This window comes from Tepidibacillus infernus, assembly GCF_048898065.1.
In the GTDB taxonomy this organism is placed as follows: domain Bacteria; phylum Bacillota; class Bacilli; order Tepidibacillales; family Tepidibacillaceae; genus Tepidibacillus_B; species Tepidibacillus_B infernus.
This window is the reverse complement of the sequence record NZ_JBLWFI010000001.1, coordinates 35244-58516: the sequence shown is the minus strand read 5'-3', so window position 1 is coordinate 58516 and position 23273 is coordinate 35244. Positions and strand designations below refer to the sequence as shown.

The 23273-nt window shown below is 36.0% G+C and carries 23 protein-coding genes; 6 read left to right on the top strand and 17 right to left on the bottom strand.

Annotated features, from left to right (window positions below; all coding sequences use genetic code 11):
- Positions 1–185 precede the first annotated feature (185 nt).
- The 12 genes from TEPIDINF_RS00345 to TEPIDINF_RS00290 all read right to left on the bottom strand — a co-directional run bounded on the left by TEPIDINF_RS00345 (position 186) and on the right by TEPIDINF_RS00290 (position 13875).
- On the bottom strand, positions 186–1523 hold the full coding sequence (locus TEPIDINF_RS00345; RefSeq protein ID WP_068722640.1) for a citrate (Si)-synthase: 1338 nt from the start codon (positions 1521–1523) through the stop codon (positions 186–188).
- A gap of 430 nt (positions 1524–1953) precedes the next feature.
- Positions 1954–2433 carry a DUF441 domain-containing protein gene (locus TEPIDINF_RS00340; protein ID WP_068722639.1) on the bottom strand — a complete coding sequence of 160 codons (480 nt, stop codon included), beginning with the start codon at positions 2431–2433 and terminating at the stop codon, positions 1954–1956.
- Positions 2414–2815 carry an FxsA family protein gene (locus tag TEPIDINF_RS00335; RefSeq protein ID WP_421691129.1) on the bottom strand — a complete coding sequence of 134 codons (402 nt, stop codon included), beginning with the start codon at positions 2813–2815 and terminating at the stop codon, positions 2414–2416. The genes TEPIDINF_RS00340 and TEPIDINF_RS00335 overlap by 20 nt, the downstream gene beginning before the upstream one ends.
- 12 nt (positions 2816–2827) lie before the next feature.
- Entirely contained in the window at positions 2828–3247 is a 420-nt protein-coding gene (locus TEPIDINF_RS00330; RefSeq protein ID WP_268807431.1) for an acyl-CoA thioesterase, read from the bottom strand.
- 91 nt (positions 3248–3338) lie between these two features.
- Entirely contained in the window at positions 3339–5090 is a 1752-nt protein-coding gene (pyk, locus tag TEPIDINF_RS00325) for a pyruvate kinase (protein WP_068722636.1), read from the bottom strand.
- 48 nt (positions 5091–5138) lie between these two features.
- Positions 5139–6098, bottom strand: a complete 960-nt coding sequence (gene pfkA, locus TEPIDINF_RS00320) for a 6-phosphofructokinase (protein WP_068722635.1) — start codon at positions 6096–6098, stop codon at positions 5139–5141.
- A 164-nt stretch (positions 6099–6262) separates the two neighbouring features.
- The gene (locus TEPIDINF_RS00315) at positions 6263–7222 is read right to left on the bottom strand and encodes an acetyl-CoA carboxylase carboxyltransferase subunit alpha (RefSeq protein ID WP_068722633.1); all 960 of its coding nucleotides are present in this window, start codon (positions 7220–7222) and stop codon (positions 6263–6265) included.
- Positions 7212–8078: an acetyl-CoA carboxylase, carboxyltransferase subunit beta gene (accD, locus tag TEPIDINF_RS00310; RefSeq protein WP_421691128.1), complete on the bottom strand. Its 867-nt coding sequence runs from the start codon at positions 8076–8078 to the stop codon at positions 7212–7214. Before accD ends, TEPIDINF_RS00315 begins: the two co-directional genes overlap by 11 nt.
- Before the next feature lie 24 nt (positions 8079–8102).
- Positions 8103–8285 carry a glutamate decarboxylase gene (locus tag TEPIDINF_RS00305; protein ID WP_068722629.1) on the bottom strand — a complete coding sequence of 61 codons (183 nt, stop codon included), beginning with the start codon at positions 8283–8285 and terminating at the stop codon, positions 8103–8105.
- An 88-nt stretch (positions 8286–8373) separates the two neighbouring features.
- Complete coding sequence (locus TEPIDINF_RS00300; protein ID WP_068722627.1) at positions 8374–9051, bottom strand: FadR/GntR family transcriptional regulator; 678 nt, start codon at positions 9049–9051, stop codon at positions 8374–8376.
- 48 nt (positions 9052–9099) lie between these two features.
- Positions 9100–10332: an NADP-dependent malic enzyme gene (gene ystJ, locus TEPIDINF_RS00295; RefSeq protein ID WP_321164130.1), complete on the bottom strand. Its 1233-nt coding sequence runs from the start codon at positions 10330–10332 to the stop codon at positions 9100–9102.
- A gap of 123 nt (positions 10333–10455) precedes the next feature.
- Entirely contained in the window at positions 10456–13875 is a 3420-nt protein-coding gene (locus TEPIDINF_RS00290) for a DNA polymerase III subunit alpha (RefSeq protein ID WP_421691127.1), read from the bottom strand.
- Between the two features lie 187 nt (positions 13876–14062).
- Here TEPIDINF_RS00290 and TEPIDINF_RS00285 point away from each other — a divergent pair, with 187 nt between their 5' ends.
- The 3 genes from TEPIDINF_RS00285 (at position 14063) to TEPIDINF_RS00275 (ending at position 15213) form a co-directional block, all read left to right on the top strand.
- Positions 14063–14395, top strand: a complete 333-nt coding sequence (locus TEPIDINF_RS00285; RefSeq protein ID WP_068722625.1) for a YtrH family sporulation protein — start codon at positions 14063–14065, stop codon at positions 14393–14395.
- Positions 14392–14874 carry a sporulation membrane protein YtrI gene (locus TEPIDINF_RS00280; protein WP_069797770.1) on the top strand — a complete coding sequence of 161 codons (483 nt, stop codon included), beginning with the start codon at positions 14392–14394 and terminating at the stop codon, positions 14872–14874. The genes TEPIDINF_RS00285 and TEPIDINF_RS00280 overlap by 4 nt, the downstream gene beginning before the upstream one ends.
- A 150-nt stretch (positions 14875–15024) precedes the next feature.
- Positions 15025–15213 carry a YtzJ family protein gene (locus TEPIDINF_RS00275; RefSeq protein ID WP_421691126.1) on the top strand — a complete coding sequence of 63 codons (189 nt, stop codon included), beginning with the start codon at positions 15025–15027 and terminating at the stop codon, positions 15211–15213.
- 63 nt (positions 15214–15276) lie between these two features.
- On the opposite strand, the gene TEPIDINF_RS00270 is transcribed toward TEPIDINF_RS00275, so the two are convergent.
- The 5 genes from TEPIDINF_RS00270 to TEPIDINF_RS00250 all read right to left on the bottom strand — a co-directional run bounded on the left by TEPIDINF_RS00270 (position 15277) and on the right by TEPIDINF_RS00250 (position 19238).
- Positions 15277–16590, bottom strand: coding sequence for a DRTGG domain-containing protein (locus tag TEPIDINF_RS00270; protein WP_068722617.1), 1314 nt, complete (start codon positions 16588–16590; stop codon positions 15277–15279).
- Between the two features lie 110 nt (positions 16591–16700).
- A complete protein-coding gene (locus tag TEPIDINF_RS00265) occupies positions 16701–16979 on the bottom strand; it encodes a hypothetical protein (RefSeq protein ID WP_421691125.1) in 279 nt (92 codons plus the stop codon).
- A gap of 48 nt (positions 16980–17027) precedes the next feature.
- Positions 17028–17714 carry a metal-dependent hydrolase gene (locus TEPIDINF_RS00260; protein WP_421691124.1) on the bottom strand — a complete coding sequence of 229 codons (687 nt, stop codon included), beginning with the start codon at positions 17712–17714 and terminating at the stop codon, positions 17028–17030.
- 14 nt (positions 17715–17728) lie between these two features.
- Positions 17729–18073, bottom strand: coding sequence for a YlbF family regulator (locus TEPIDINF_RS00255; protein WP_421691123.1), 345 nt, complete (start codon positions 18071–18073; stop codon positions 17729–17731).
- Between the two features lie 61 nt (positions 18074–18134).
- Positions 18135–19238, bottom strand: coding sequence for a DUF445 domain-containing protein (locus tag TEPIDINF_RS00250; protein WP_421691122.1), 1104 nt, complete (start codon positions 19236–19238; stop codon positions 18135–18137).
- Positions 19239–19350: 112 nt separating this feature from the next.
- Here TEPIDINF_RS00250 and TEPIDINF_RS00245 point away from each other — a divergent pair, with 112 nt between their 5' ends.
- Genes TEPIDINF_RS00245 through TEPIDINF_RS00235 form a run of 3 tightly spaced genes read left to right on the top strand, consistent with a single transcriptional unit; the run spans position 19351 to position 23202 of the window.
- Positions 19351–20751 carry a YheC/YheD family endospore coat-associated protein gene (locus TEPIDINF_RS00245; RefSeq protein ID WP_421691121.1) on the top strand — a complete coding sequence of 467 codons (1401 nt, stop codon included), beginning with the start codon at positions 19351–19353 and terminating at the stop codon, positions 20749–20751.
- A complete protein-coding gene (locus TEPIDINF_RS00240; RefSeq protein WP_421691120.1) occupies positions 20748–21845 on the top strand; it encodes a YheC/YheD family endospore coat-associated protein in 1098 nt (365 codons plus the stop codon). Before TEPIDINF_RS00245 ends, TEPIDINF_RS00240 begins: the two co-directional genes overlap by 4 nt.
- Positions 21820–23202 (top strand): YheC/YheD family endospore coat-associated protein, encoded by a 1383-nt coding sequence (locus TEPIDINF_RS00235; protein ID WP_421691119.1) that lies wholly within the window; start codon positions 21820–21822, stop codon positions 23200–23202. Before TEPIDINF_RS00240 ends, TEPIDINF_RS00235 begins: the two co-directional genes overlap by 26 nt.
- Positions 23203–23273: the final 71 nt, after the last annotated feature.

Here is a 23273-nt window from a genome sequence, read left to right as displayed (position 1 = left end):
TGTCTAATATGAATGAATCAAGGGGGTTTAAGAAAACTTAAACACCCCAATTAATTCCTATTCTGCACATTAAAAACTAGAACGTCAATCCATTTTTAAAATTTTGTTAATTTTTTTTATATTCCTTTACAAATAAATTATGATGCAAACGCTTCCAGTTTTCTTATTATAAACAACAAAATCATCTAGGCTCTATGTTCGTTACTCTTTGCTTCTTGTGCCTGTTTTGCGTATTCTTCCAACATATCAGTTGTTACAGATTTTGGTCTTTCAATTGGGTAACCAAGCGCTCTATCCCATGTAATATTAGCAAGAACACCTAGTGCTCTACCAATTCCGAATAGAACTGTATAAAAATCATATTCGGTAAGACCATAATACCACTGGATAACACCAGATTGAGCATCTACGTTTGGCCATGGATTTTTTGCTTTGCCTTGCTCTTTTAGAATATCAGGAACAACTTCATAAAGCTTACTGACAAGTTGGAATAGAGGATAGTCTGGTAAATGCTTTAAGCAATATTCTCTTTGAGAAGTATATCTTGGATCAGTTTTACGAAGAACTGCATGACCATATCCAGGTATAACATGGCCACTATTAAGCGTATCCCATACAATTTTTTTCAATTGTTCTGTTGTAGGAACTTGACCACCTAATTTTTCCATAAATTGTTGAATCCATGCAAGCACCTCTTGGTTTGCAAGGCCATGAAGAGGACCAGCTAATCCATTGATGCCAGCAGATAGCGAATAATAAGCATCAGATAAAGCTGATGCGACTAAGTGAGTGGTATGAGCAGATACGTTGCCGCTTTCATGATCTGAATGAAGAATAAAGTACATTCTAGCTACTTCATCATAAGGAGGTTCTAATCCCATCATATGAGCAAAGTTTCCACCAAGATCAAGAGTTGGATCTGGATCAATTTGTGTATCACCTTTGTATTTTAGCCTATAAATAAAAGCTCCAACTTGTGGTAATCTTGCCATCAGGTTTAATGCATCTTCATACATGTATTCCCAACTATTATATTTATTAAATTTTCCCTCGTTATAGGCTTTAGCAAACTCTGACTCTCTTTGCATCGATACAATTGCTGCCGAAAACATTACCATGGGATGTGAATCTCTCGGCATCGCCCTAAGAATATCAAACACATACTCTGGTACTTTTGCTCTATGTTTCATATCCTCTACTACTTCTTCAGCTTGTTCTTTTGTGGGGATATCACCTGTTAAAAGTAAATAAAAGAATCCTTCTACATAAGGGTAATCTTTGCCTTCAGGTTTTGGAAGACCTTCCATAACTTCTTGTATTGTATACCCTCTGAAGCGAATCCCTTCAAATGGATCCAAATAAGAGATGTCAGTAACTAGACCTTTGACTCCTCTCATCCCACCAATTGCTTGTGCGATCGTCACATCGCTAATTTTGACATCGCCACTTTCAACTAAGAGCTTTGTCGTTCTTTTTCTGTGCTCCTCAATTTTTTTGGCGAGTACGTTCTTTAAAGTAGACATATAAACACCTCACCCTCTCCCCTTTTTTCATTTTTATAATTAGAAGATATGAAAGATACATATCCTCAAATCAACGAACCAAAATATGATCTCTATATTTTCAGAATTTTAGTTAAATAATAATATCTTGAATATATTGTAATATATTATTGCAATTTTGTGAACTACTATTCTAATTTTTCTTAAAAATTATATTCTTTTGTATATATTGACATTTATATCCTCTATTATATTAAACTTTGTGCAAAAATAGAATTACCAAGGCTTTTTGAAGATGGAGAATTTCTGGATTACGAAGTAGTATAATCTTTTTAGAAATCTTGTTTAACACTTACTTCTTTTTTCATTTTTTATGCCTTTGCCTAATTTGTTTAAAATTGAACAAAAAAAAGGAATAAATCATGCTTACATAGATTCATTCCCTCTTCTCTTAGTCGAAAAAGTATTTTAACCATTCAAAGATTTTAATCAATGTCACTGCAATCCCAGCACCAATCAAAGGGCCAACGGGAATTCCTTTAAGGAAAACCACGGCAAAAATCGTGCCTAATACTAAGGCTATTGTGATTTGCGGTGTTTTTTCTAATAATTGAATGCCATTTGCTGCAAACAAAGCGACGATCATTCCAGATATAATCGCAATGATACCATAGCTTGACTTAAAGGATTCGATTAAATCTTGCAGTTGGATTTTTCCTTTAGCAATAGGGACTAATACAGCAATCGTGATCATTATAATGCCGATATTCATTCCATGCTTGTCCAACAGCGGAAAAATGCGGTCTCCCAAATGGCTTAAGCGAATAACCAGAAGAATGGCCACGGCTATCACAATCGATTGATTCTTACTTAGTAGACCAATTCCTAACAATAAAATTAGAAAAATGATTTCATTTGGAATTTGGATCATAAAAATACCATCGTCCTGTTTGAATTTTTCGTTCTAACCATCTTTTTAGATACCCCTTTATCAGTTTCCTTGTAACGGGAAAAATCATAAAAAAACCGATTGTGTCTGTAAAAAAACCTGGCGTGAGTAATAAAAGTCCTCCTGCAAAAATACTAATCCCATCTAAGATCGCATCTCCTGGTAGTTGTCCATTTCTAAGCTCAATCTGAGCTTTATTCCATGTTTTTAATCCTTCCTTTTTGGCTAAAAAGGCTCCAATAACCCCAGTTAAAATGACAGCCAAAAACGTTTGCACCCCACCGATAAATTGAGCAGCTTTGATAAGCCCCCAAATCTCCAAGGCAGGAATCACAATCATTAAAAATACAATGGTTCTGAACACAAATTCTCCCCCTTAACGATTAACTAAACTGATTAATGTTTGATGAATTTCTGGTGCTACTTTTTCTAATCGAACAGGTTTAAAGTTCTTGTCTATCCAGACATGACTTGTTTCACCTATCGCTAGTAATCTTTCATCAGTAACACGTATCACCTGGTACTCAAAGGTCATTCTTAAACTACTATATGCTTTTAATCGGGCTTGAATCAACAAATCATCATCATATTTTGCCGCAACCTTATACTTGCAGGATACATCAAAAACTGGTAATAGTAAGCCTTTTTCTTCTAGTTTTTTGTAACTGATCCCAAATTTTTTGATCATTTCCGTTCTCGCCACTTCAAACCAAACAAAATAATTAGCGTGATACACAACACCCATTTGATCAGTCTCTTGATAGCGAACACGAATCGGTGTCTCTGTCCATTCCACTGTTATTTCCCCCTTACTTCTTTAACAATAAAATTCTAGAGAAAGAGACCGTCTTAATAACGGTCTCTTGATGTATCATCTTATCTATTTATTACATCATTGGAATTTGTCCCGCATAGACATAGCCTCGTTCTGGGTCAACTGTAACGATCATACCATCCTCAAATTTTTCATAAGCTTGTTCAGCACCGACAATCACAGGAATTCCTAAGTTAATCCCTACCACCGCTGCATGTGAGGTTAGTCCACCTTCTTCAGTAATTACAGCTGCTGCTCTTTCAAAAGAACTTACCATGTCCTTATCTGTGGAGTAAGTAACAAGGATTGCTCCATCTTCCATTTTACTCGCTATTTCCTCAACTGTTTTCCCTTTTATTACTTTCCCGGTTACGACTCGATTTCCAATTCCTTGTCCTCTTACTGCGATATCACCAACTAAATGTACTTTGATTAAATTTGTCGTACCTGTTTTGCCTACTGGAACACCTGCTGTAATAATGACCAAGTCCCCTTGATTAATAGCTCCCGCATTTAGAGCCTCGTCAACAGCATGTGTGATCATCTCATCCGTTGTTCTAATTTGTTGCCCTAAGATGGGATATACTCCCCAACTAACACTTAATTTCTTCATCACTTTCGGATTTGGTGTGATCGCAATAATCGGAGCCTTTGGACGATATTTAGAAACAAGCCTTGCAGTTTGTCCACTTTCAGTCGGCGTTAAAATTGCATTTACCTCTAGATCAATAGCAGTATTAGCTACTGCCTGACTAATGGCATCGGTTACAGTAGTTTGCTGTAATGAGCTTCTCTTATTATAAATTTCTTTGTAATTAAGAGCCTCTTCTGTTCTCACTGCGATTCTTGCCATCGTTGCAACTGATTCTACAGGATACTTCCCTGCAGCAGTTTCACCTGATAACATAATGGCATCAGTACCATCAAAAATTGCATTTGCCACATCACTTGCTTCAGCACGGGTTGGACGTGGATTTCTTTGCATGGAATCTAACATTTGGGTAGCGGTGATGACTGGTTTACCAGCTTTATTACACTTTTCAATAATCATCTTCTGAACAAGAGGTACCTCTTCAGCTGGGATTTCAACACCTAAATCCCCTCTAGCCACCATGATCCCATCGGAAACTTGTAAGATTTCATCAATATTTTCAACACCTTCGTGATTTTCAATCTTGGAGATAATCAAAATGTCTGCATTGTGTTCCTCTAAAATCTTGCGAATTTCAAGTACATCACTCGCTTTTCTCACAAAAGAAGCAGCTATAAAATCAAGGTCATTCTCGATTCCAAATAGGATATCCTTTGCATCCTTTTCTGTGATACCAGGCAAATTGATTTTTACTCCCGGTACATTTACACCTTTTTTGCTTTTGAGAATACCACCATTTAAAATTCTACAATGAATTTCATTGCCTTCAATCTTTATAACCTCTAGCCCAATTAATCCATCATCAATTAAGATTTTAGAACCAGGTTGTACATCATTTGGAAGACCTGCATATGTAATCGAAATTTTATTTTCATCGCCAATGATTTCATCCGTGGTTAAAATTATCGTCCCATCTTGTTTTAATTCAACTTCAGGTGCACCTATCACACCTGTGCGAATTTCAGGACCTTTCGTATCTAAGAGAATGGCAACTGTTTTTCCTGTTTCCTTTGCAGCTTGCCTGATGTTATGAATCCTTGCTAAATGTTCTTGATGATCCCCATGAGAAAAGTTAAGTCTAGCTACGTTCATTCCTTCATGAATGAGTTTTTTTAATACTTCTACCTTTTCACTCGCAGGGCCAATCGTACAAACGATTTTTGTTTTTCTCATTCTCTTTTTTCCACCCTTCTACAACATTAATAACTCTTCTTATCTTTTCTAAATAGCTAAAATACTAGCTAATTGGTACAACGCTAAGTCAACTTGATGTTTTTGCATTAAAGCTTCATCTATGTCCAAAGAAATGATTTGATTGTAGCGAATACCAACCATTCTACCGGATTGACCTTTTAATAACAATTCAACTGCTTCAGCGCCTAAACGACTAGCTAATACACGGTCAAAAGCTGTTGGAGATCCACCCCTTTGAATATGACCCAATACGGTTACTCTCGTTTCAAAACCTGTTCGTTCTTTAATTTTGTTACCAAACTCAACCGCACTACCTACGCCTTCAGCTACAATAATAATACTATGCTTTTTACCCCGTTTATGGCCACGTTCTAAGCGTTCAATGATTTCATCCATGTTGTAGTAGGCTTCGGGAATAATGATACTTTCTGCACCATCTGCTAAACCTGACCACAAGGCAATATCCCCTGCATTGCGACCCATCACTTCAATTATATATGTACGTTCGTGCGATGTTGCCGTATCCCTTATTTTATCAATCGCATCAATCACTGTGTTGACTGCTGTGTCAAAACCGATAGTAAAATCTGTACCAGGAATATCATTATCAATCGTACCAGGTACGCCAATGGCAGCAATGCCATGTTGAATTAACTTTTGTGCTCCACGGAAAGAACCATCTCCACCAATAACGACAAGGCCTTCAATTCCATGCTTTTGTAATTGTTCTACTGCCTTTGCTTGGCCTTCTGGTGTCCTAAATTCATCACTTCTCGCTGTATAAAGGATCGTTCCCCCTCGATGAATAATATCACCTACAGAGCCTAAATCCAATTTCTCTATTTCCCCGTTTATTAGACCACTATATCCATGATAAATACCAAAAACCTCTAACTCATGATAAAAACCTTTTCGAACAACGGCTCTAACCGCTGCATTCATACCAGGTGCATCTCCACCACTTGTTAGTACTGCAATTCGCTTCATGCTTCTCACCTCTTTGTATACTTTTATACCATAAAATGTCCATAAGGGACATTTTAAGTCCATAGTGGACAAAAAAGAGTGTACCCTTTTTTAGGGTACCTTGATCAACATTATTATACCATGAAATCAAACTTTTTATAGACTTTTATAGACTTTCTTTTCATTTAGATCAATGAGGAGTATTGACCGATTTTTCTAAATTTTTGATAACGTTGTTCTACCAACTGAGTTGGACTTAGCGAAGATAAGGTTGCAAGCGATTCTTCAATATACCTCTTAATTTCCTTCGATTGAAATTTAATGTCTTTATGTGCCCCGCCTAGAGGCTCTTTAATCACACCATCTGAAATTCCAAACTCAAAGGCATGGTGAGCAGTAATTCCCATTGTATTGGCTGCTTTTGAAGCTTGAGTCGCATCTTTCCATAATAAAGCTGCTGCTCCCTCTGGAGAGATGACAGAATAAATCGCGTTTTCTAACATATATAAATGGTTACCCACCCCTAAAGCAAGAGCTCCACCACTTCCACCTTCGCCTGTTACGATACAAATCATCGGTACTTTAAATAAAGCCATATCTCTTAAGTTTCTAGCAATGGCCTCACTTTGCCCCCTTTCCTCAGCACCAATTCCAGGATATGCACCAGGTGTATCAATAAAGCAAATGATAGGTCGATGAAACTTATCAGCCTGCTGCATTAGCCGTAGAGCTTTTCGGTAGCCTTCCGGATGAGGCATACCAAAATTACGTAGAATATTATCCTTCGTATCTTTTCCTTTCTGGTGACCAATAACAGTAACCGGTTTCCCATTTAATTTTGCGATTCCACCAACAATCGCTGGATCGTCGCCAAAAACTCTGTCTCCATGGAACTCAATGAAGTCAGTAAAAATATGCTCAATATAGTCTAATGTAGTAGGCCTTTGTCCATGTCTAGCAATTTGCGTCTTTTGCCATGGAGTAAGTTGTCCATAAATTTCTTGTTCAAGATTTCTTGCTTTCTTTTCTAGCTCTTCAATTTCTTTTGAAAAGTCGATACCTTCTTTAGATGTAAATTGTTTTAACTCTTCGATTTTTTTACGTAGTTCTATGAGGGGTTTTTCAAAAGGTAGCTCAAAAGCCATTAGCTTCCCCCCTTACCATATGTAAATCCAAAAGTTTCGCTAATGTTTGTTTCATATCTTTTCGATGAACAATCATATCTAATTGACCATGCTTTAATAAAAATTCTGCTGTTTGAAAATCATCAGGTAGTTTTTGGCGGATCGTTTGTTCAATAATTCTCCGGCCAGCAAAACCAATCAATGCGTTAGGTTCTGCAATATTGATATCACCTAAGGATGCAAAACTAGCAGACACCCCACCTGTCGTAGGATTCGTTAATACAGAGATAAATAGAATACCCTCTTGGTGCAATTTTGCTAATGCGGCACTTGTTTTCGCCATCTGCATTAGGCTTAAAATACCTTCTTGCATTCTTGCTCCACCGGATGCAGAAAATAAAATAAAGGGATATTTTTTTACAATTGCTTTCTCAATTGCCCTTGCAATTTTTTCACCAACAACAGAACCCATACTTCCCATACGAAAGCGTGAATCCATTACACCAACGACCACAGGAAAACCACCAATCGTTCCTTCACCAGTCACAACGGCTTCATTTAAATTCGTCTTATCCATATCCTTTTTTAACTTATCGATATAGCCTTCAAAATGAAGAGGATCAGAAGAGATCAAATCCGTATCATATTCAAAAAAGTTTCCTTGGTCCAGCGTCATCATAAGGCGTTCAGGAGAAGAAACAGACATATGATGATCACAATGAGGGCATACATGAAGATTTTTTTGTATTTCTTTCGCAAAAGTAATTTTGCCACATTTGTCACATTTGACAATCATTCCTTCTGGAATATCTTTTCTAGCCTTCTCAGAAGGGATCGTTGCATATTTTCTTCGTTTATAAAAAAAATCCTTTAACACACCAACACCTCACATAGGATGGTTTTAAGGAAGAATCGTCGCCAATACCTCTCTTATTTCATCTAATTCTCCTTCTGGTACTAGGATCTCATACTGTTTCAAAACATGACTTTGTCTAATTTTGACTAAAAATCCTTCAGTAGTTAATTGATCTCGAATTTTTTCAGCTATCTTTTCATTAGGTGCAATATAAATGACAGTCCACATGAAGTATCCTCCTCAAAAACCTTAACAATACTTTCATTATAGCGATATTTATCAAGATTTCAAAGAATAGCCTCAAAAATGTCATATTTTAAGCAAAAAATTCACTTTTCTCCAAATGCAATCTCATTTGTATTACTGCTTCTTCTACATTACGTGCCTTTAATGCTTTTAAAATATTTTGATGCTCTTGTATGGATACTTCAGGTCTTCCATTTCGCCCTAACGATTCTTTCAATATCGTTTTCCCATAATCAAAGACAGGTTTCCAAATTCGATAAAGAAGATAATTACGACTAGCCAATGCAATTGATTCATGGAAAAAATAGTCTTCCTCTAAAGGGAGAATACCAGACTCAAGTTTTTTGACGGATTCCTCAATCACCATTTCTATTTGCCTAATCTTACTCTCATCCATCCGCTCAGCCGCTAATCGTACGGCATCAAGCTCAATGATTTTTCTTATCTCTAAAAGATCTTTTTTTGATTTTTCATTTCTAAGGATATAAAAAGCTAGAATTTCTACTAAGTGGTGGGCAGTATAATCTTCGATAAACGTTCCTTCACCACGACGGGTAGTAATTAAACCTAATAACTCTAATGCTCTCAACGCTTCCCTTACAGAAGATCTTCCCACACCTAATCGCTCAGCAAGTTCTCTTTCAGAAGGTAACCGGTCTCCTGTAGATAGATTGTCTGCTTCAATGATTTGGTTGATCCTTAGTAAAACTTCCTGATATAATTTAAGCTCTTTAGTATCATCGAGCATTAAGCCACCTCTCCTATCTCAAAACCATCTCATCAACTTATCCTACAACTATTTAATTACAGCTAATCTTTTTGTTTTTTCTTCAATTTCTTGAGGATCCACAGTGATTCTAGCAACTCCTGAGTCCATCGCTGCTTTAGCAACAGCAGCTGCAACTTTTGGTGCTACGCGAGGATCGAAAGCATCTGGAATCACATAATCGTCATGAAGTTCATTTTCTTCAATCAAGTTAGCAATTGCATAAGCGGCTGCAATCTTCATTTCCTCGTTAATCTCTTTAGCTCGAACATCTAGCGCCCCTCTAAAAATACCCGGGAAAGCGGATACATTATTCACTTGGTTTGGTAAATCAGATCGACCAGTTCCTACAATTCTTGCCCCTGCTTCTTTTGCCTCATTTGGGAAAATTTCTGGAACTGGGTTTGCCATAGCGAAAATGATTGCATCTTGATTCATGGATCTTACCATATCCTGAGTAACTGCACCTGCGACAGATACCCCAATAAAAACATCTGCCCCCTTAAGCGCATCTACTAATGAACCTTGGATTTTCTCATGATTTGTAATTTTTGCGATTTGTTCTTTCACAGGATTCATCCCATTAGGGCGACCTTCATAAATAATTCCTTTGGTATCGCACATAATCACGTTCTTTACACCCATACTCATTAATAATTTGATAATGGCAATACCTGCAGCCCCTGCTCCATTTGCAACGACTTTTATTTCTTCCATTTTTTTGTTAACCAATTTAAGAGCATTGATGAGTCCAGCCAAAGTTACAATTGCTGTTCCATGCTGATCGTCATGAAAAACAGGAATGTTTAATTCCTTTTTTAGTCTTTCTTCAATGATAAAACAATTTGGAGCAGCAATATCCTCTAAGTTTACACCACCAAAAGTAGGTTCTAATAATTTAACTGTTTCTACAATTTTATCCACATCTGTCGTGTTAAGACAGATTGGAAAAGCATCAACACCTGCAAAGTTTTTAAACAATACGGATTTGCCTTCCATTACTGGTAGTGCAGCTTCAGGACCAATATGTCCAAGCCCTAATACTGCTGTTCCATCAGATACAACAGCAACAAAATTCCCCTTCATGGTGTAATCGTAAGCTTTTTCTTTGTCATCATGAATAGCCATACATGGTTCAGCAACCCCAGGCGAATAAGCCAAACTTAAGTCATGGGAATTTGCCAAAGCAACTTTTCCATGCACTTCAAGTTTTCCTTGGTTTTCGCGATGCATTTTTAATGCTTCTTCTTTCAATGTAGACACAGATATTCATCTCCCCGATTATAATTTAGATGGTTGCTAAAAACTAGGAAGTGGTCTGACCACCACCATTATATCAAAAGATATTAGGATATAAAACTAAATTCTAATTTTTTCACAATTTTATTAAAGTTTTTCCTGCATAACAAAAGAGTTTTTACCTAATATTTCTTCAATGGTTTGGAATAATGATGGTCTTCCCTCTACCCAGTATTCCTTCGCTAGCTGTCGTGTTTTTTTATTTTTTTCATAAAAGAGGATGACTGGTATGGTTCCAGAGTTGTCTGCTAAGACTTGTTTCAATTGGTTTAGAGTTTTACTGTTTTCATTAGCTTCACTAATTTTAATCACCATTCTAGGGCTTGTTTTATGTTTATGATTTGACTGTTTTTTTATGTTTCTTTTTTCTTTTACTTGGGACAATAAAGTAATTTTTTCTACAATCAGTTTTGTTCGATGCTCTTGATGTTGAACTTTTCCTTGAACAAGAATTCCCTCATCCTTTACTAATTGGTTCCGATAGGTAGCATAAACTTTAGGAAATATCACTAATTCTAACAGATTTGAATCAACCTCTATTTGGCCAAAAGCCATTTGTTGCCCCTTTTTTGTCAAGATCAGCTTTAGATCATTTAACAATCCTCCGATTACAACAGAGGTTCCTTCGCTAAGCTGAACCAGCATATCGTAAGAATGTGTAGTGTATTCATTTAGAATCTCTTTAAAGGCACTAAGAGGATGTGCTGATACGTAAATGCCTAAAACTGCTTTTTCCTTTTGTAATTGTTCCTGTTCTAAAAAGGGTGGAACCTCAAACCAATCAAAATCCTCTTCTTTTGTACCTACTTCTAAATCTGCAAACAAATGAATTTGCAAATCTTCCTGTAATTTCTTCTTTTTTTGAACCCTTTCGATCAAATCATCCAAATTAGCCATCAGTTTTGCCCGATGAATCCCAAATCGATCTAATGCACCGCTTAAAATAAGCGATTCTAACGTTTTTTTATTACACACCTTAGAATCAGCCTTCATACAAAAATCGAAAAGTGAAGAAAAAGTCGAATGTTTTTGACGTAGTAGAATGATCGATTCAATCACTTGGATACCAATATTTTTAATGGCTGCTAGACCAAATCGAATTTTCCCATCCTGGACAGTAAAGCTAGCATCACTTTGCAAAAGATCTGGAGGCAAAATTTCAATCCCCATTTTCCTGCATTCATCCGTATACTCTGCTATTTTATCTTGATTACCCATCGATTCAGAGAGAAGGGCTGTCATGAATTCTACTGGATAGTGTGCCTTTAAATATGCGGTTTGAAAAGCAAGCACACCATAAGCAACTGCATGGGATCGATTAAAACCATAGTCTGCAAAGCGAACGATCAAATCATATACTTCATTTGCTTTTTTCTCTTCAATTCCGTTTTGAATGGCACCATGAACAAAGTGATTTCTTTCTTCTAATAAAATCTCCCTTTTCTTTTTACTTACAGCCCTTCGAAGCAAATCAGCTTCACCTAGACTAAAACCAGCCATTTTCGATGCAATTTGCATGATCTGTTCTTGATAGACGATGATTCCATAGGTATCTTTTAAAATCGGCTCTAAACTTTGGTCTGGGTATTGAACGGTCTTTTTACCATGTTTTGCCTGAATATAGTCTGGAATAGATTCCATTGGGCCAGGGCGGTATAAAGCTAAAATCGCTACAATATCTTCAAAATGGCTAGGTTTTAGCTCTTTTAACACTTTAGTTACTCCAGGTGATTCTAATTGAAACACCCCTTTTGTATGTCCCTGACTCAACAATTGATAGGTTAATGGATCTGAATCATCTAAATGATGCAATTGAATTTGTTTATTTCTTGATTTTTTGATCCAAGCCAATGTTTTTTCGATAATCGTGAGATTTTTCAATCCCAAAAAGTCCATTTTTAACATGCCTAGTTGTTCTAAGATTCCCATTGGATATTGGGTTAAGGAAACCTTCTCTTGCCCCTTTTGTAAAGGGGTATATACCGTTAATGTTTGGTCAGCAATGACAACTCCAGCTGCATGGGTAGAATGGTGCCTTGGCATTCCCTCAATTTTCATAGCAATCTGGATCAATTCCCTCATTCGTTCATTTTTCTGATAAAGCTCTCTTAATTCATCAACTTCTGTCAATGCTTGCTCCAACGTAATCCCCAATTGGGAAGGAATTAATTTGGCCACTTTATCCACTTCGATATAAGGAATATTTAATACCCTACCCACATCGCGAATCGCTGCTTTTGCAGCAAATGTACCAAACGTAATAATCTGTGCAACTCGGTCATGTCCATATTTTTTTGAAACGTATTGGATCACCTCGTCACGTCTCTCATAATTAAAATCAATATCTATATCTGGCATACTTACTCGTTCAGGGTTTAAAAAACGTTCAAATAATAATCCATACTTTATCGGATCAACATTTGTGATCCCAAGGACATACGCAACCAAGCTTCCTGCAGCTGATCCTCTCCCAGGTCCTGTCATAATTCCCTGTTGATGGGCAAATTTCATATAATCCCAAACGATTAAAAAATAATCGGCAAATCCCATTTTTTCAATGACCGCTAATTCTTTCATTAATCGTTTTTGTAGCTGATCAGTAATCTGCTTATACCTTTTTTGTAATCCTTTTTGTGCCAACGCTTTTAAATATTCTTCTGCACGAATAGAAGATGGTAAAGGGAATTTTGGTAAAGCCAATTGATGAAATTCGATCGTTACATCACATCGATTGGCAATATGAACTGTATTTTCAACCGCACCTTTTACAGTTGCAAATAGCTGGTTCATCTTTTCTTGATCTTTTAAATAAAATTCCTTTGTAGGAAGTTTTGCCTGATCTGATTGATCTAATGTATGACCTGCTCCAATCGCTTCTAATACTTCTTGTATCAATGCATCTTCTTTCTCAATATAATGTACGTTATTTGTTGCAACCATTGGGATACCCGTTTCTTCACTTAACTGAATGAATAAAGGATTCACTTGTTTTTGTTCAGGTAATCCATGATTCTGTATTTCTAAGTAGAAGTGATCGGTACCCAACAATTTTTGATATTCAAGTGCGGTTTCCAGTGCTTTTTTATATTGTTGTTGAACCAAATATTGACTAATTTCACTAGTTAATCCACCACTTAAAGCGATGATTCCTTCATGATACTGTTGCAATGCTTTCTTATCGATCGTGGGTTGAAAAGATGAAGATTCTAGATGAGAAATAGAAACAAGTTTCATTAAATGCTGGTACCCTAGATTATTTTCAGCAAGAAGTACAAGCGGGAAGCCGTTCACTAAGATTTCTACACCGATAATTGGTTTTATCCCAGCAGTTTGACATGCTTTATAAAAAGGAATCACACCATACATACCGCTATGATCGGTAATGGCTAAAGAAGTCATCCCTAAGTCTTTTGCCTTATTTACTAGCGGCTCAATTCGACAAGCTCCATTTAATAAGCTGTATTCTGTATGTACATGAAGATGGACGAATTCCACCATTTCTACCATCGTAATTTCTCCTTCATAAAAAACTTCTAATCATTCCTATTATACCTTTTTCGTCAAGGTAGCCTATGTTTTATACACTACGTTTTTCATTCATGTTCTTAAGGTTTTTTCCATAAGTTTAAGTATAAAAAGGTTTGTATATTCTAACGCGGTAAAAAAAAATGATTATAGGTTAGAGGGGATTAAGATGCAAGAATTTATCAGAAATCTCTTTATGAATTATTTTGTTGCCTTTGGCGTCATGATTGGAGGTTCTCTTTTTGGCGGATTAGGCGCATTATTTACAAAACAGCCTCCGATCCATACCATGATAGACTTGTCAGATAAATTGCGTATTTGGGCACTAGTTGTTGCTCTTGGAGGAACGTTTGATTCATTTAAAATACTTGAAACAGGTGTACTGGGTGGGGACTTATCACCGATGATGAAACAAATCATCTATATTATTATGGGTTTAGCAGGTGCCTACTCAGGAAAATTAGTCATCGTTTTGTTAGCAAAAGGGGATATTACATCATGAGATATATTTCCTGGGTCCTTCATAAACCATTGATCCGCACTTTGTTATTTTTTATGATGGGAATTTACTTTGGTATGTTCATTGCATTATTTTTACATGGCAACCAATTAGACCAACTTCATATTAAAAATGCTCAGTTGCAAAAAGAATTGAATGATAACAAATTATATATCAGTAGTTTAGAACAAGAAAAAAAAGAACGAAAACAAAACCAATTGATAAGAATCGTTACTTTCCATATTGAAAATAAGTTAGATCCATTCGACGAAACCGCCTTGTTGGAAACATTAACGGCTGAAATTCGTTTTCTTGTAGGTAAGAATGTAATAGAGGTAGGAAAAAATCCTGAATTTATCTACCAGCTGCTAAATAATAAATCATTCAAAACAAAGGATAAAACTTTTTTAGTCAAGGTAAAGATTATATATATTCAATCGACGACAGAGATCTGGCTATCTGCCCATGAACAAGATTCATAATCCTGTGAAATTTTACTTTGTAGGTCGCAAAAACGTTTAACCTTGTGTAAAATAGGTATAAGTGTTATTCTGATTTCTTTTGTGGGTTCCCATTATGATAATGAAAAGAAAGTAGTACTTTCTTTAATGATTAAAAAGGAGGGAAAAGAAATGGTAATAAATCGCAAAGAGATTGCTAGGGGAAAGGTAGCAGAAATTAAAAATGGTTTCTCTGCGTTTGCTGAAACACAAGAGGTCATCTCATTAGTTAAAAAAATGTTAAAAGAAGAAAATATTTCTGTTCATATTGATGAAACAGAAAAAGGTTGCTGGTTTATTCCCGTCAAAGCCGATGAATAGCAAAAAAGAATTTACCTAATAACCCGACATCTCTTCCTATGAAATGTCGGGTTATCTTGATGGTTAACGTTCTAAAACTTGAGAAGTAATCATGGCCTTACTCACCAATTGGTTCTTATGATAGACTTCTACATCGACCTTCCCAAATTTACGGCTAACTTCGATCACTTTAGGTCGTATTTCGATCTCACTTTCGATTTGCACAGGTTTTACAAAATAGATCATTAAATTTTCAGGGACAAGATCTCCTTTTTTATGGTGCCTTAACACACGATGAGCTGCTTCTGTAATCAGGCTAATAAGGGGTCCGCTTGATAATGCCCCCAACTGGTTTGTCATTTGCGGATTTACTTCTCCAACAAAGATAATCGAGCCATCTTCTATTTTACGTTCCTCAAATTGTTTATTCACCAAGTCATCAATCTTTTCTCCAATTTGCGGCTGTTTTTGAATATACTGTAAACCCTTAATCACATCTTGACGACTAATCACTCCAATCAGACGACGGTAAGTATCTACGACTGGTAGCAACTCGATACCTTCCCAAACCATCATATGGGCTGCTGAAGCAACAGAGGTTTTTGCTGTAACAGAGATTGGGTTTTTGGTCATCACTTTATCAATGGGGACTGAAGATTCCTTCCCCACAATATCCTTTGGCGTGACAATTCCTACTAATTTTAATTGATGATCTACAACAGGAAAACGACTATGATGGGTTTTCTCAACTAAACGTTGCCAATCACCAACCGTCTGATCATCATTCAAGTAAGTCACTTCAGCCTGTTCAGGAATAATATCTTCCACCATGACAATCTCTTTTTTAATTAAACGATCATAAATTGCGCGATTGATCAAAGAAGCGACAGTGAAGGTATCATAGCTTGATGAAATAATCGGTAATTCCATTTCATCTGCCAACTCTTTAACCTCTTCGCTTGTATCAAATCCGCCAGTAATAAGAACAGCTGCTCCTTGTTTTAATGTGAGTTTATGTGCTTGAACCCGGTTACCTACAATCAATAGGTTGCCAGGATCAACATATTTCATCATATCCTCTAATTTCATCGCGCCAATCACAAACTTATTTAGGGTTTTATGTAAGCCTCCCCTACCTCCTAAAATCTGGCCATCCACAATATTAACCACTTCGGCAAAAGTTAACTTTTCTATATTTGCTTTTTGTTTCATTTCGATCCTTACTGTCCCAACCCGTTCAATCGTACTTACATATCCTTGATTTTCTGCCTCTTTAATTGCCCGATAGGCAGTTCCTTCACTAACTTCTAGTTCTTTTGCCATCTGTCGTACAGAAATTTTTGTCCCTACTGGAAGTTCTTCAATATATCTTAGAATCTGTTCATGTTTTGTCGTCAATTTTTTCACCCAAACTTTCTTAAAAATAGCTGTTCTAACATCAGCTATCATTTCTGTTATAATCAATTATAACAAAAAGAATGATTTGGATTCAATGAAGACAAAAGGCATTACGCTTTTTCGTAATGCCTTTTAGAAGATTGTAAGAGATGTTGTTCTTTTCTCCAAAGCCGAACCTTTTCTAAGTGTGCTAAGCGTATTCTTTTCTCCTCATCTAATCCTAGCAAATGGTCTAAATGGGAACCTAGAATGAGTAATGAAAAGAAGAACCAAACGATACTAAAGGCTTTTGCCAAACTAGACGAATCAAATAAGGGAACCCTTGGAATCGCGTAAAAAATAACAGCTAATGTGAGAATGAGATAAATAATCGTTTTAAATATTTTCATTTTAATCCCTCCCACATCCAATGTATGTCCAAAGATGGTAAAAAAGAACTAAAGCTTTATCCACTGATTCATTGGTATGACTTCGCTATCCATCCCTTTGGCTTTTAGGCGAGCAACGAACTGCTCTGGATCCTGTTGAATGACTGGGAATGTATTAAAATGAATTGGTACCACCTTTTTCGCTTTAATCCATTCTGCTGCTAGCAGAGCATCCTCTGGCCCCATCGTAAAATTATCTCCAATCGGTAGAAAGGCAATATCAAGTTGTTCGTTTTCTAATAACTTCATATCACCAAATAGCCCGGTATCACCTGCATGATAGATCTTTTTTCCATCCATCTCCACAACCACACCACTTGGCATACCGAGATAGACGATTTGTTGATTCGCTTCATTCACAAATCCTGAGCCATGAAATGCTTGGGTTGCCTTAACACGACCAAAAGGAAAAGCAAAACTTCCACCAATGTGTAATGGATGGGCCTTCACACCTTGCCATCCCATGTAAGTGGCTAGTTCAAAGGGGGCAATAATGGTAGCATCATTATTTTTGGCTATTTGTACAGCATCGCCAATATGATCTCCATGCCCATGAGTAAGATAAATATAATCTACCTTAATTTCACTTACAGAAACTTTTGCATGGGTATTTCCCGTAATAAAAGGATCAATGATTAGAGAGCCTTTTTGTCCCCTTAATTCTAGACAACTATGTCCATGATAACGAATTTCCATTCTTTCCACCCTTTCTATGATTTTTTATAAATTTTTTCTAATGGTTCAGTTAAAATTCGATTGATATCTACAAATAACATGCTTAGCCTTTCTTCTGCATCAAGTAATTTCTTAATCTCTGGATTTTCACTTAAGTTTTCATATAATTGATTAGTCTCTTCAAGCTCATGCTGTTCAATGGATAAGCCTTTTAGTTGTTTTTCTTGCATGCCAAACTGTTTCCTGCGAAATTCTTCAATCAACTTCATCTGATCCGGATTTGACATCACTTTTATTGTTAATTCCTTCACCGTCTTATAATTTTCGTTTTCTTCAATCACTCTCGCTAGTTCATAGGCCTTGTCATAAGGATTTGACATGATACTTCCCTCCTTTTTTTCTTTTTATATATATTTATCGTTTTCCATCTTAAAACCTTTTTTATTTAAAGAAAAGAAACAAAACCCCTTGGAAAAGCCCGATAAATCCCCCTAATACTCCTCCAAGATAAGTAATCATCTTTAATTCTCGATTGGTAATCTCCAAAATCATTTTTTCAAATTCTTCTAAAGAAAAAGCGTTAACTTCGGTCTTCACTACCTCTGCAATCGATAAATAGGAAAAGATCTTGTCCATTTTTTCTTGAAAAAGCTCAAAAAACCAATGATAGGCTCTTTCTAAAAAGTTATGTTTATTTAATAGATCAATCACTTGCTGGAAGGGGAGATTCTGAGCCTTCTCCAATCCTTTATCTAAGATCTCCTCCAATTGCGTATGTAAGATAGGGTCGAAGTCATCTAGCCAATCGCCAATCGGTTTCTCTTTCATTTGATTCCACTCATTAACTAAAAAAGTTTGAAAAACTTGCTGTGTATCAGGCTTTTCAAGTATTTGATCAAAATAGGATAAAAGTTTTTGCTGAATTTGTTCGCCTTCTAACAGCATACCAGCTAAAAAACCAATCATTCTTTTGCCTTCAAATAATTGTTTAACAATCGAATCAAGCCAAACTTTTCCCTTAAATGAGTGTAGAAAGTCTTTAATTTCCTGAATAAACATTTGGGAAAGCTGTCCTAAACGATCTTCAATTTTGATTAAAGCTGGTTCAGATAAGAAGTCGGCTAAGGATTTTGCCCTTACCTCATCTCTAGATAAATAATCTAGAGCCTTTTGTTGAATCATCCCTTTTATCTTTGCCTCCCATTCCTCAGATAAGAATGGATTCATCATCTCTTTGACTGTTTGATTCTGTTGAACCAACCCCTGTATGTTTAGCTGTAATTTCTCTAATAATTGGTTCCTGATTCCCGATTTTTCAATAAATTGTTTTAACCCTTCTGCGGTAAATAAATAGTTCTCAACCATATGTCCCAGTTGTTCTGCAATCTCACTTCTTCTTTTTGGAATCAAACCAGGGGTAAAAGGAACTTGCCAGCTTCCAATCTTCCATGATTTGAATGGTCGAAATAACATTTTGATCGCTAATGCATTGGTAAAAGCACCAATCAACGCGCCTATTCCTATAGATATCATAATGAAAAACATAAATAATTCCCTCTTTCTATGTGACCTTAGCCTAACACCATGTTAGTCACCTAAACATATTATGAAGTAGCTTATTTTGCTTTGGCACAACCTAAGGAAGGGGATGAAAAACATGACAGTATTGGCCATTCAAGTAGAGGAACATGAAATCAAAAACAATATCATCTATGTGAATCCAACACTGATCAGTCAATTAAACCTTCCACTTCAAAAACCATTTTCTATTTCCTTTGGCAACAAAAAAACTGAGGTGATGGTAAGAGTAAGTTCAAACTTCGGTCATTTGTTAAGAATCCCTTCTTCTATCGCTACAAAATTATTAATACCAAATGGTTTACAAATCCATGCTCGATACGATACAGCAGAAGGCCTTAAATTAGGACCCATACTTGGCATTCTCGTTCAGCATATCGACTCCTCACACCCACAAGCACCCTTTGGAAAATTAACTACCTTTTGTGAGGAAATTTCCATGGTATCAAAAAGCAAAGGATTATTAACCTATGTTTTTACAATGAAAGATATCAACAAACAAACACAAAGTGTGACAGGGTGGGTACTTAAAGACAAACATTGGCTAAAACATATTTTTCCTATTCCCAATGTTGTTTACAACAGAATATCCTCACGAAACATTGAGAAATCCTTAAAAGAATCGATTACAAACTTAAAACAACAATACCATCTTCATTTCTTTAATGAACATTTCTTGAATAAATGGCAAGTCTACGAAATATTAAAGCCAACCCCCATCCACTCAATGATGCCAGAAACGAGATATTATAAAGGAATCTTAACTATAAAAGAGATGTTAGTCAAATATCCTATCCTTTATTTAAAACCAACAAATGGTGCATTAGGACGGGGGATTATCAGAATCGAAAAGCAAAATAATCATTTGTTTATCGTCCAATATTCCCGTTCCCAAGGTTCGATTACCCATACTTTTCATTCTATCGGGCAAATGTTTAAACACTTACAACCTAGACTAAATACAGAGCCTTACTTGGTTCAACAAGGCTTACCACTGATTCAAATTGAAAAAAGACCCATTGATTTCCGCATTCTCACTCAAAAAAACAAATATGGAAAATGGGCGATCACCTCGATGGTTGCTAGAATAGCCAGTGATCAACATTTTGTCTCAAATTTGGCTCGTGGTGGCACACAAAGTGGTGTAATGAAAACGATCCGTTTGTCTGATTCTGTGAAAGACAAAAAAATCTCTAAGCAGAGATTTAGAACCCTTGCATTAGCGATTGCACAACATCTTGAAGAATCATCCACAGGAAATTTTGCTGAGTTTGGAATTGATCTCGCCTTAGACACAAACGGAAATGTGTGGCTTTTAGAAGTTAATTCAAAACCTTCAAAAACGGAAGAATCTCAATTAAATGGACCAAGGCCATCTGTAATGCAACTATTAAAATATGTGCTTTTTGTTTCCGGATTTAAAAATCATTTGAAAACAAAAATAGGGAAAAAACGCTTGAAGTCAGGTGGAAACCAATGAATAAACCAATATTAGGTATTATGGTGGGGAAAATAAAAAATCGTCTATTCCTCGAAAAGGGTTTTTATCAAAACCTTCAACTAATAGGAAAACAACGTAATATACTGGTTTATGTCTTTTATCCCGATCAAATCGATTGGAAAAATAAACGAGTACGAGGATTTCAATTTAATCTACCTTCAAAAAAATGGGTGGAAGGTTGGTTCCCCATTCCCCATTTTGTTTATGACCGGATTTTTACGGATTATAGCAAATATAGACCTTATATTGAGCGAATGAAAAAGGAAAAACAAATCACCTTCCTTAGTGAAGCTTTACATGGGAAATGGCAACTCTATCAAATTCTATCAGCGAATCCAATCTATAAGGAACACCTTCCTAAAACAGCTATTTTTAAAGGAGTTCAACAATCATTTACGTGGTTAGACCACTTCCCTATCATCCTCAAACCCATAAGTGGTAGTCATGGTAAAGGAATCATCAGGGTTCAAAAAAAACATCATCAATATGAAATGGTTGGACGTAATCAAGCCAATCAAAAAATTCAACAAATATTTCTCAATCGTAGCCAATTAAGTCAATGGATATTAAATTTTATCAGTGGAAAAAAGTATATTATTCAGCAATATTTAGACCTTACTACAAAATCAAAACAGCCCTATGATATTAGAGTCTTAGTCCAAAAAAACTATGTTGGAAGATGGGAAATCACAGGAATGGCAGCAAGAATAGGCGACTCCACCAATATTACTTCTAATCTCCATGGTGGTGGTACAGTTCAACCAGTAAATAAACTGCTTCTTGAAGAGTTTGGCGTAGCAAAAGCGAATAAAATTCAAAACCTTATTTCATCACTGTCTGAAAGCATTCCACCTTTTATCGAATCTAATCATGGTCATTTATTTGAAGTAGGCCTGGATTTAGGTATAAATCGTCAAGGTAAAGTATGGGTGATTGAGGCAAACTCCAAACCAGGTCGTCAAGTTTTTTCTTTATTAGGCGAGCTTGAGTTAAGTAGAAAATCAATGACTCAACCGATTGAATATATGGAATTTCTATTTAAAGAAGGTGGTTCCCATTTTAATCCACATTAAAACAGTAAATCAGCATAAAGACACGATCTGGCTTTCAAAATCTTTATTGCAACAACTTCATTTAACACCTAATCAAACCATCCCTATTTATTTTGGCTTAAAAGAGCCTATCATGGTTCGTGTTCTTCAACACCAATCAAATCAAGATTTACTTCTCATTTCGTCTTTAATCGAAAAGAAAATCAAACTGCCCTATCACAAAAAGCTCATGATCAAGCGTGATCACCGTGGTCTACAAATTGGGCCAATTATTGGGATTTTAACTTCTGCTTATTCAGGCGCGGATTTTCTGGAATCACTGAAACACTTTCGACATCCCTTTAGTAAATTCTTTTTTGACCTATTAACAAAAGAGGGTTCTTATCCAGCCTATTACTTTGTATTTCAACCAGGTACCGTCAATTGGCGAGATAAAACGGTTAAAGGAATTTTTCTATTTCCAACAGCGAATCAAAATAAAACATGGGAATATGCTACCATTTCTTTACCAGACGTTGTATATAATCGGGTTTTAAACCGTGGAAGTGAACAACATCCATCCGTGCAACAATTTAAAAAACAGTATCTTCAATCAGGAGGTAAACTATTTAACGATAATTTTTTTAATAAATGGGAGATTAATCAGATCTTAACTAACGATCCTACTATAAAAAGTTCGATTCCAGAAACGCATGCCAATCCCTCACTCCCTTTGTTAAAAAATATGCTCAAGAAGTACCCGATCGTTTATTTAAAACCAGCTGGAGGAAGTTTAGGCAAAGGAATCTACAAAATAACAAAAACCAACAACGCGTATACGCTTCAATTTAGAAATAAACAGTTCAATCAATCATTTGATTTTAAACAAATAAATGCCCTCTTTACCTTTCTAACCAAACAGCCAATTAGACTTAACCGTTATATTATTCAGCAAGGAATCACTTTAGTTGAATATCAACACAGGCCGGTCGATTTTAGGGTACAATTACACAAAAATAAAAGGAATCGATGGAAATTGATTGCAATCGGTGCAAAAGCTGCAGGAAAAGGTAGTGTAACTACCCATATTCGAACAGGTGGCCAACTGATCAATGCATCGGAATTTATAAAAGAAATCTTTAAACAGGATACTTCCTATGTGCTTGAAGAAATAAAAAGTAAAAGTATCCAGATTGCTAAACATTTAGAACAAAACCTAAACCAACCCCTTGGTGAATTAGGATTAGATGTAGGTGTAGACAAAAATCATCATGTTTGGCTTTTTGAAGTCAATTCAAAACCAGGTCGTTCTATTTTTAAGCATCCAAGTTTAAAACAGGCAAATGAGGAATCGATTAAATCTTTGCTTGAGTATCCGATTTATTTATCTGGTTTCTAGATAAGTTTGTATATTCCAACGCGCTCCGTTATCTATGTATTTCTTTTGAATGAAAAAATAAAGTAGCAGGG

Excerpts from the sequence above, each read along its gene's own strand:
- TEPIDINF_RS00250 (WP_421691122.1), bottom strand. The coding sequence starts at position 19,238 with ATGTTTTTCATTATGATATCTATAGGAATAGGCGCGTTGATTGGTGCT.
- TEPIDINF_RS00260 (WP_421691124.1), bottom strand. The coding sequence starts at position 17,714 with ATGGAAATTCGTTATCATGGACATAGTTGTCTAGAATTAAGGGGACAA.
- TEPIDINF_RS00280 (WP_069797770.1), top strand. The coding sequence starts at position 14,392 with ATGAGATATATTTCCTGGGTCCTTCATAAACCATTGATCCGCACTTTG.
- TEPIDINF_RS00240 (WP_421691120.1), top strand. The coding sequence starts at position 20,748 with ATGAATAAACCAATATTAGGTATTATGGTGGGGAAAATAAAAAATCGT.
- TEPIDINF_RS00245 (WP_421691121.1), top strand. The coding sequence starts at position 19,351 with ATGACAGTATTGGCCATTCAAGTAGAGGAACATGAAATCAAAAACAAT.
- pfkA (WP_068722635.1), bottom strand. The coding sequence starts at position 6,098 with ATGAAGCGAATTGCAGTACTAACAAGTGGTGGAGATGCACCTGGTATG.
- pyk (WP_068722636.1), bottom strand. The coding sequence starts at position 5,090 with ATGAGAAAAACAAAAATCGTTTGTACGATTGGCCCTGCGAGTGAAAAG.
- TEPIDINF_RS00340 (WP_068722639.1), bottom strand. The coding sequence starts at position 2,433 with ATGATCCAAATTCCAAATGAAATCATTTTTCTAATTTTATTGTTAGGA.
- TEPIDINF_RS00290 (WP_421691127.1), bottom strand. The coding sequence starts at position 13,875 with ATGGTAGAAATGGTGGAATTCGTCCATCTTCATGTACATACAGAATAC.
- TEPIDINF_RS00265 (WP_421691125.1), bottom strand. The coding sequence starts at position 16,979 with ATGAAAATATTTAAAACGATTATTTATCTCATTCTCACATTAGCTGTT.
- TEPIDINF_RS00300 (WP_068722627.1), bottom strand. The coding sequence starts at position 9,051 with ATGCTCGATGATACTAAAGAGCTTAAATTATATCAGGAAGTTTTACTA.
- TEPIDINF_RS00255 (WP_421691123.1), bottom strand. The coding sequence starts at position 18,073 with ATGTCAAATCCTTATGACAAGGCCTATGAACTAGCGAGAGTGATTGAA.
- TEPIDINF_RS00345 (WP_068722640.1), bottom strand. The coding sequence starts at position 1,523 with ATGTCTACTTTAAAGAACGTACTCGCCAAAAAAATTGAGGAGCACAGA.
- TEPIDINF_RS00285 (WP_068722625.1), top strand. The coding sequence starts at position 14,063 with ATGCAAGAATTTATCAGAAATCTCTTTATGAATTATTTTGTTGCCTTT.
- TEPIDINF_RS00275 (WP_421691126.1), top strand. The coding sequence starts at position 15,025 with ATGGTAATAAATCGCAAAGAGATTGCTAGGGGAAAGGTAGCAGAAATT.
- TEPIDINF_RS00305 (WP_068722629.1), bottom strand. The coding sequence starts at position 8,285 with ATGTGGACTGTCATTTATATTGCACCTAATGAAAAGATAGCTGAAAAA.
- TEPIDINF_RS00315 (WP_068722633.1), bottom strand. The coding sequence starts at position 7,222 with ATGGCTTTTGAGCTACCTTTTGAAAAACCCCTCATAGAACTACGTAAA.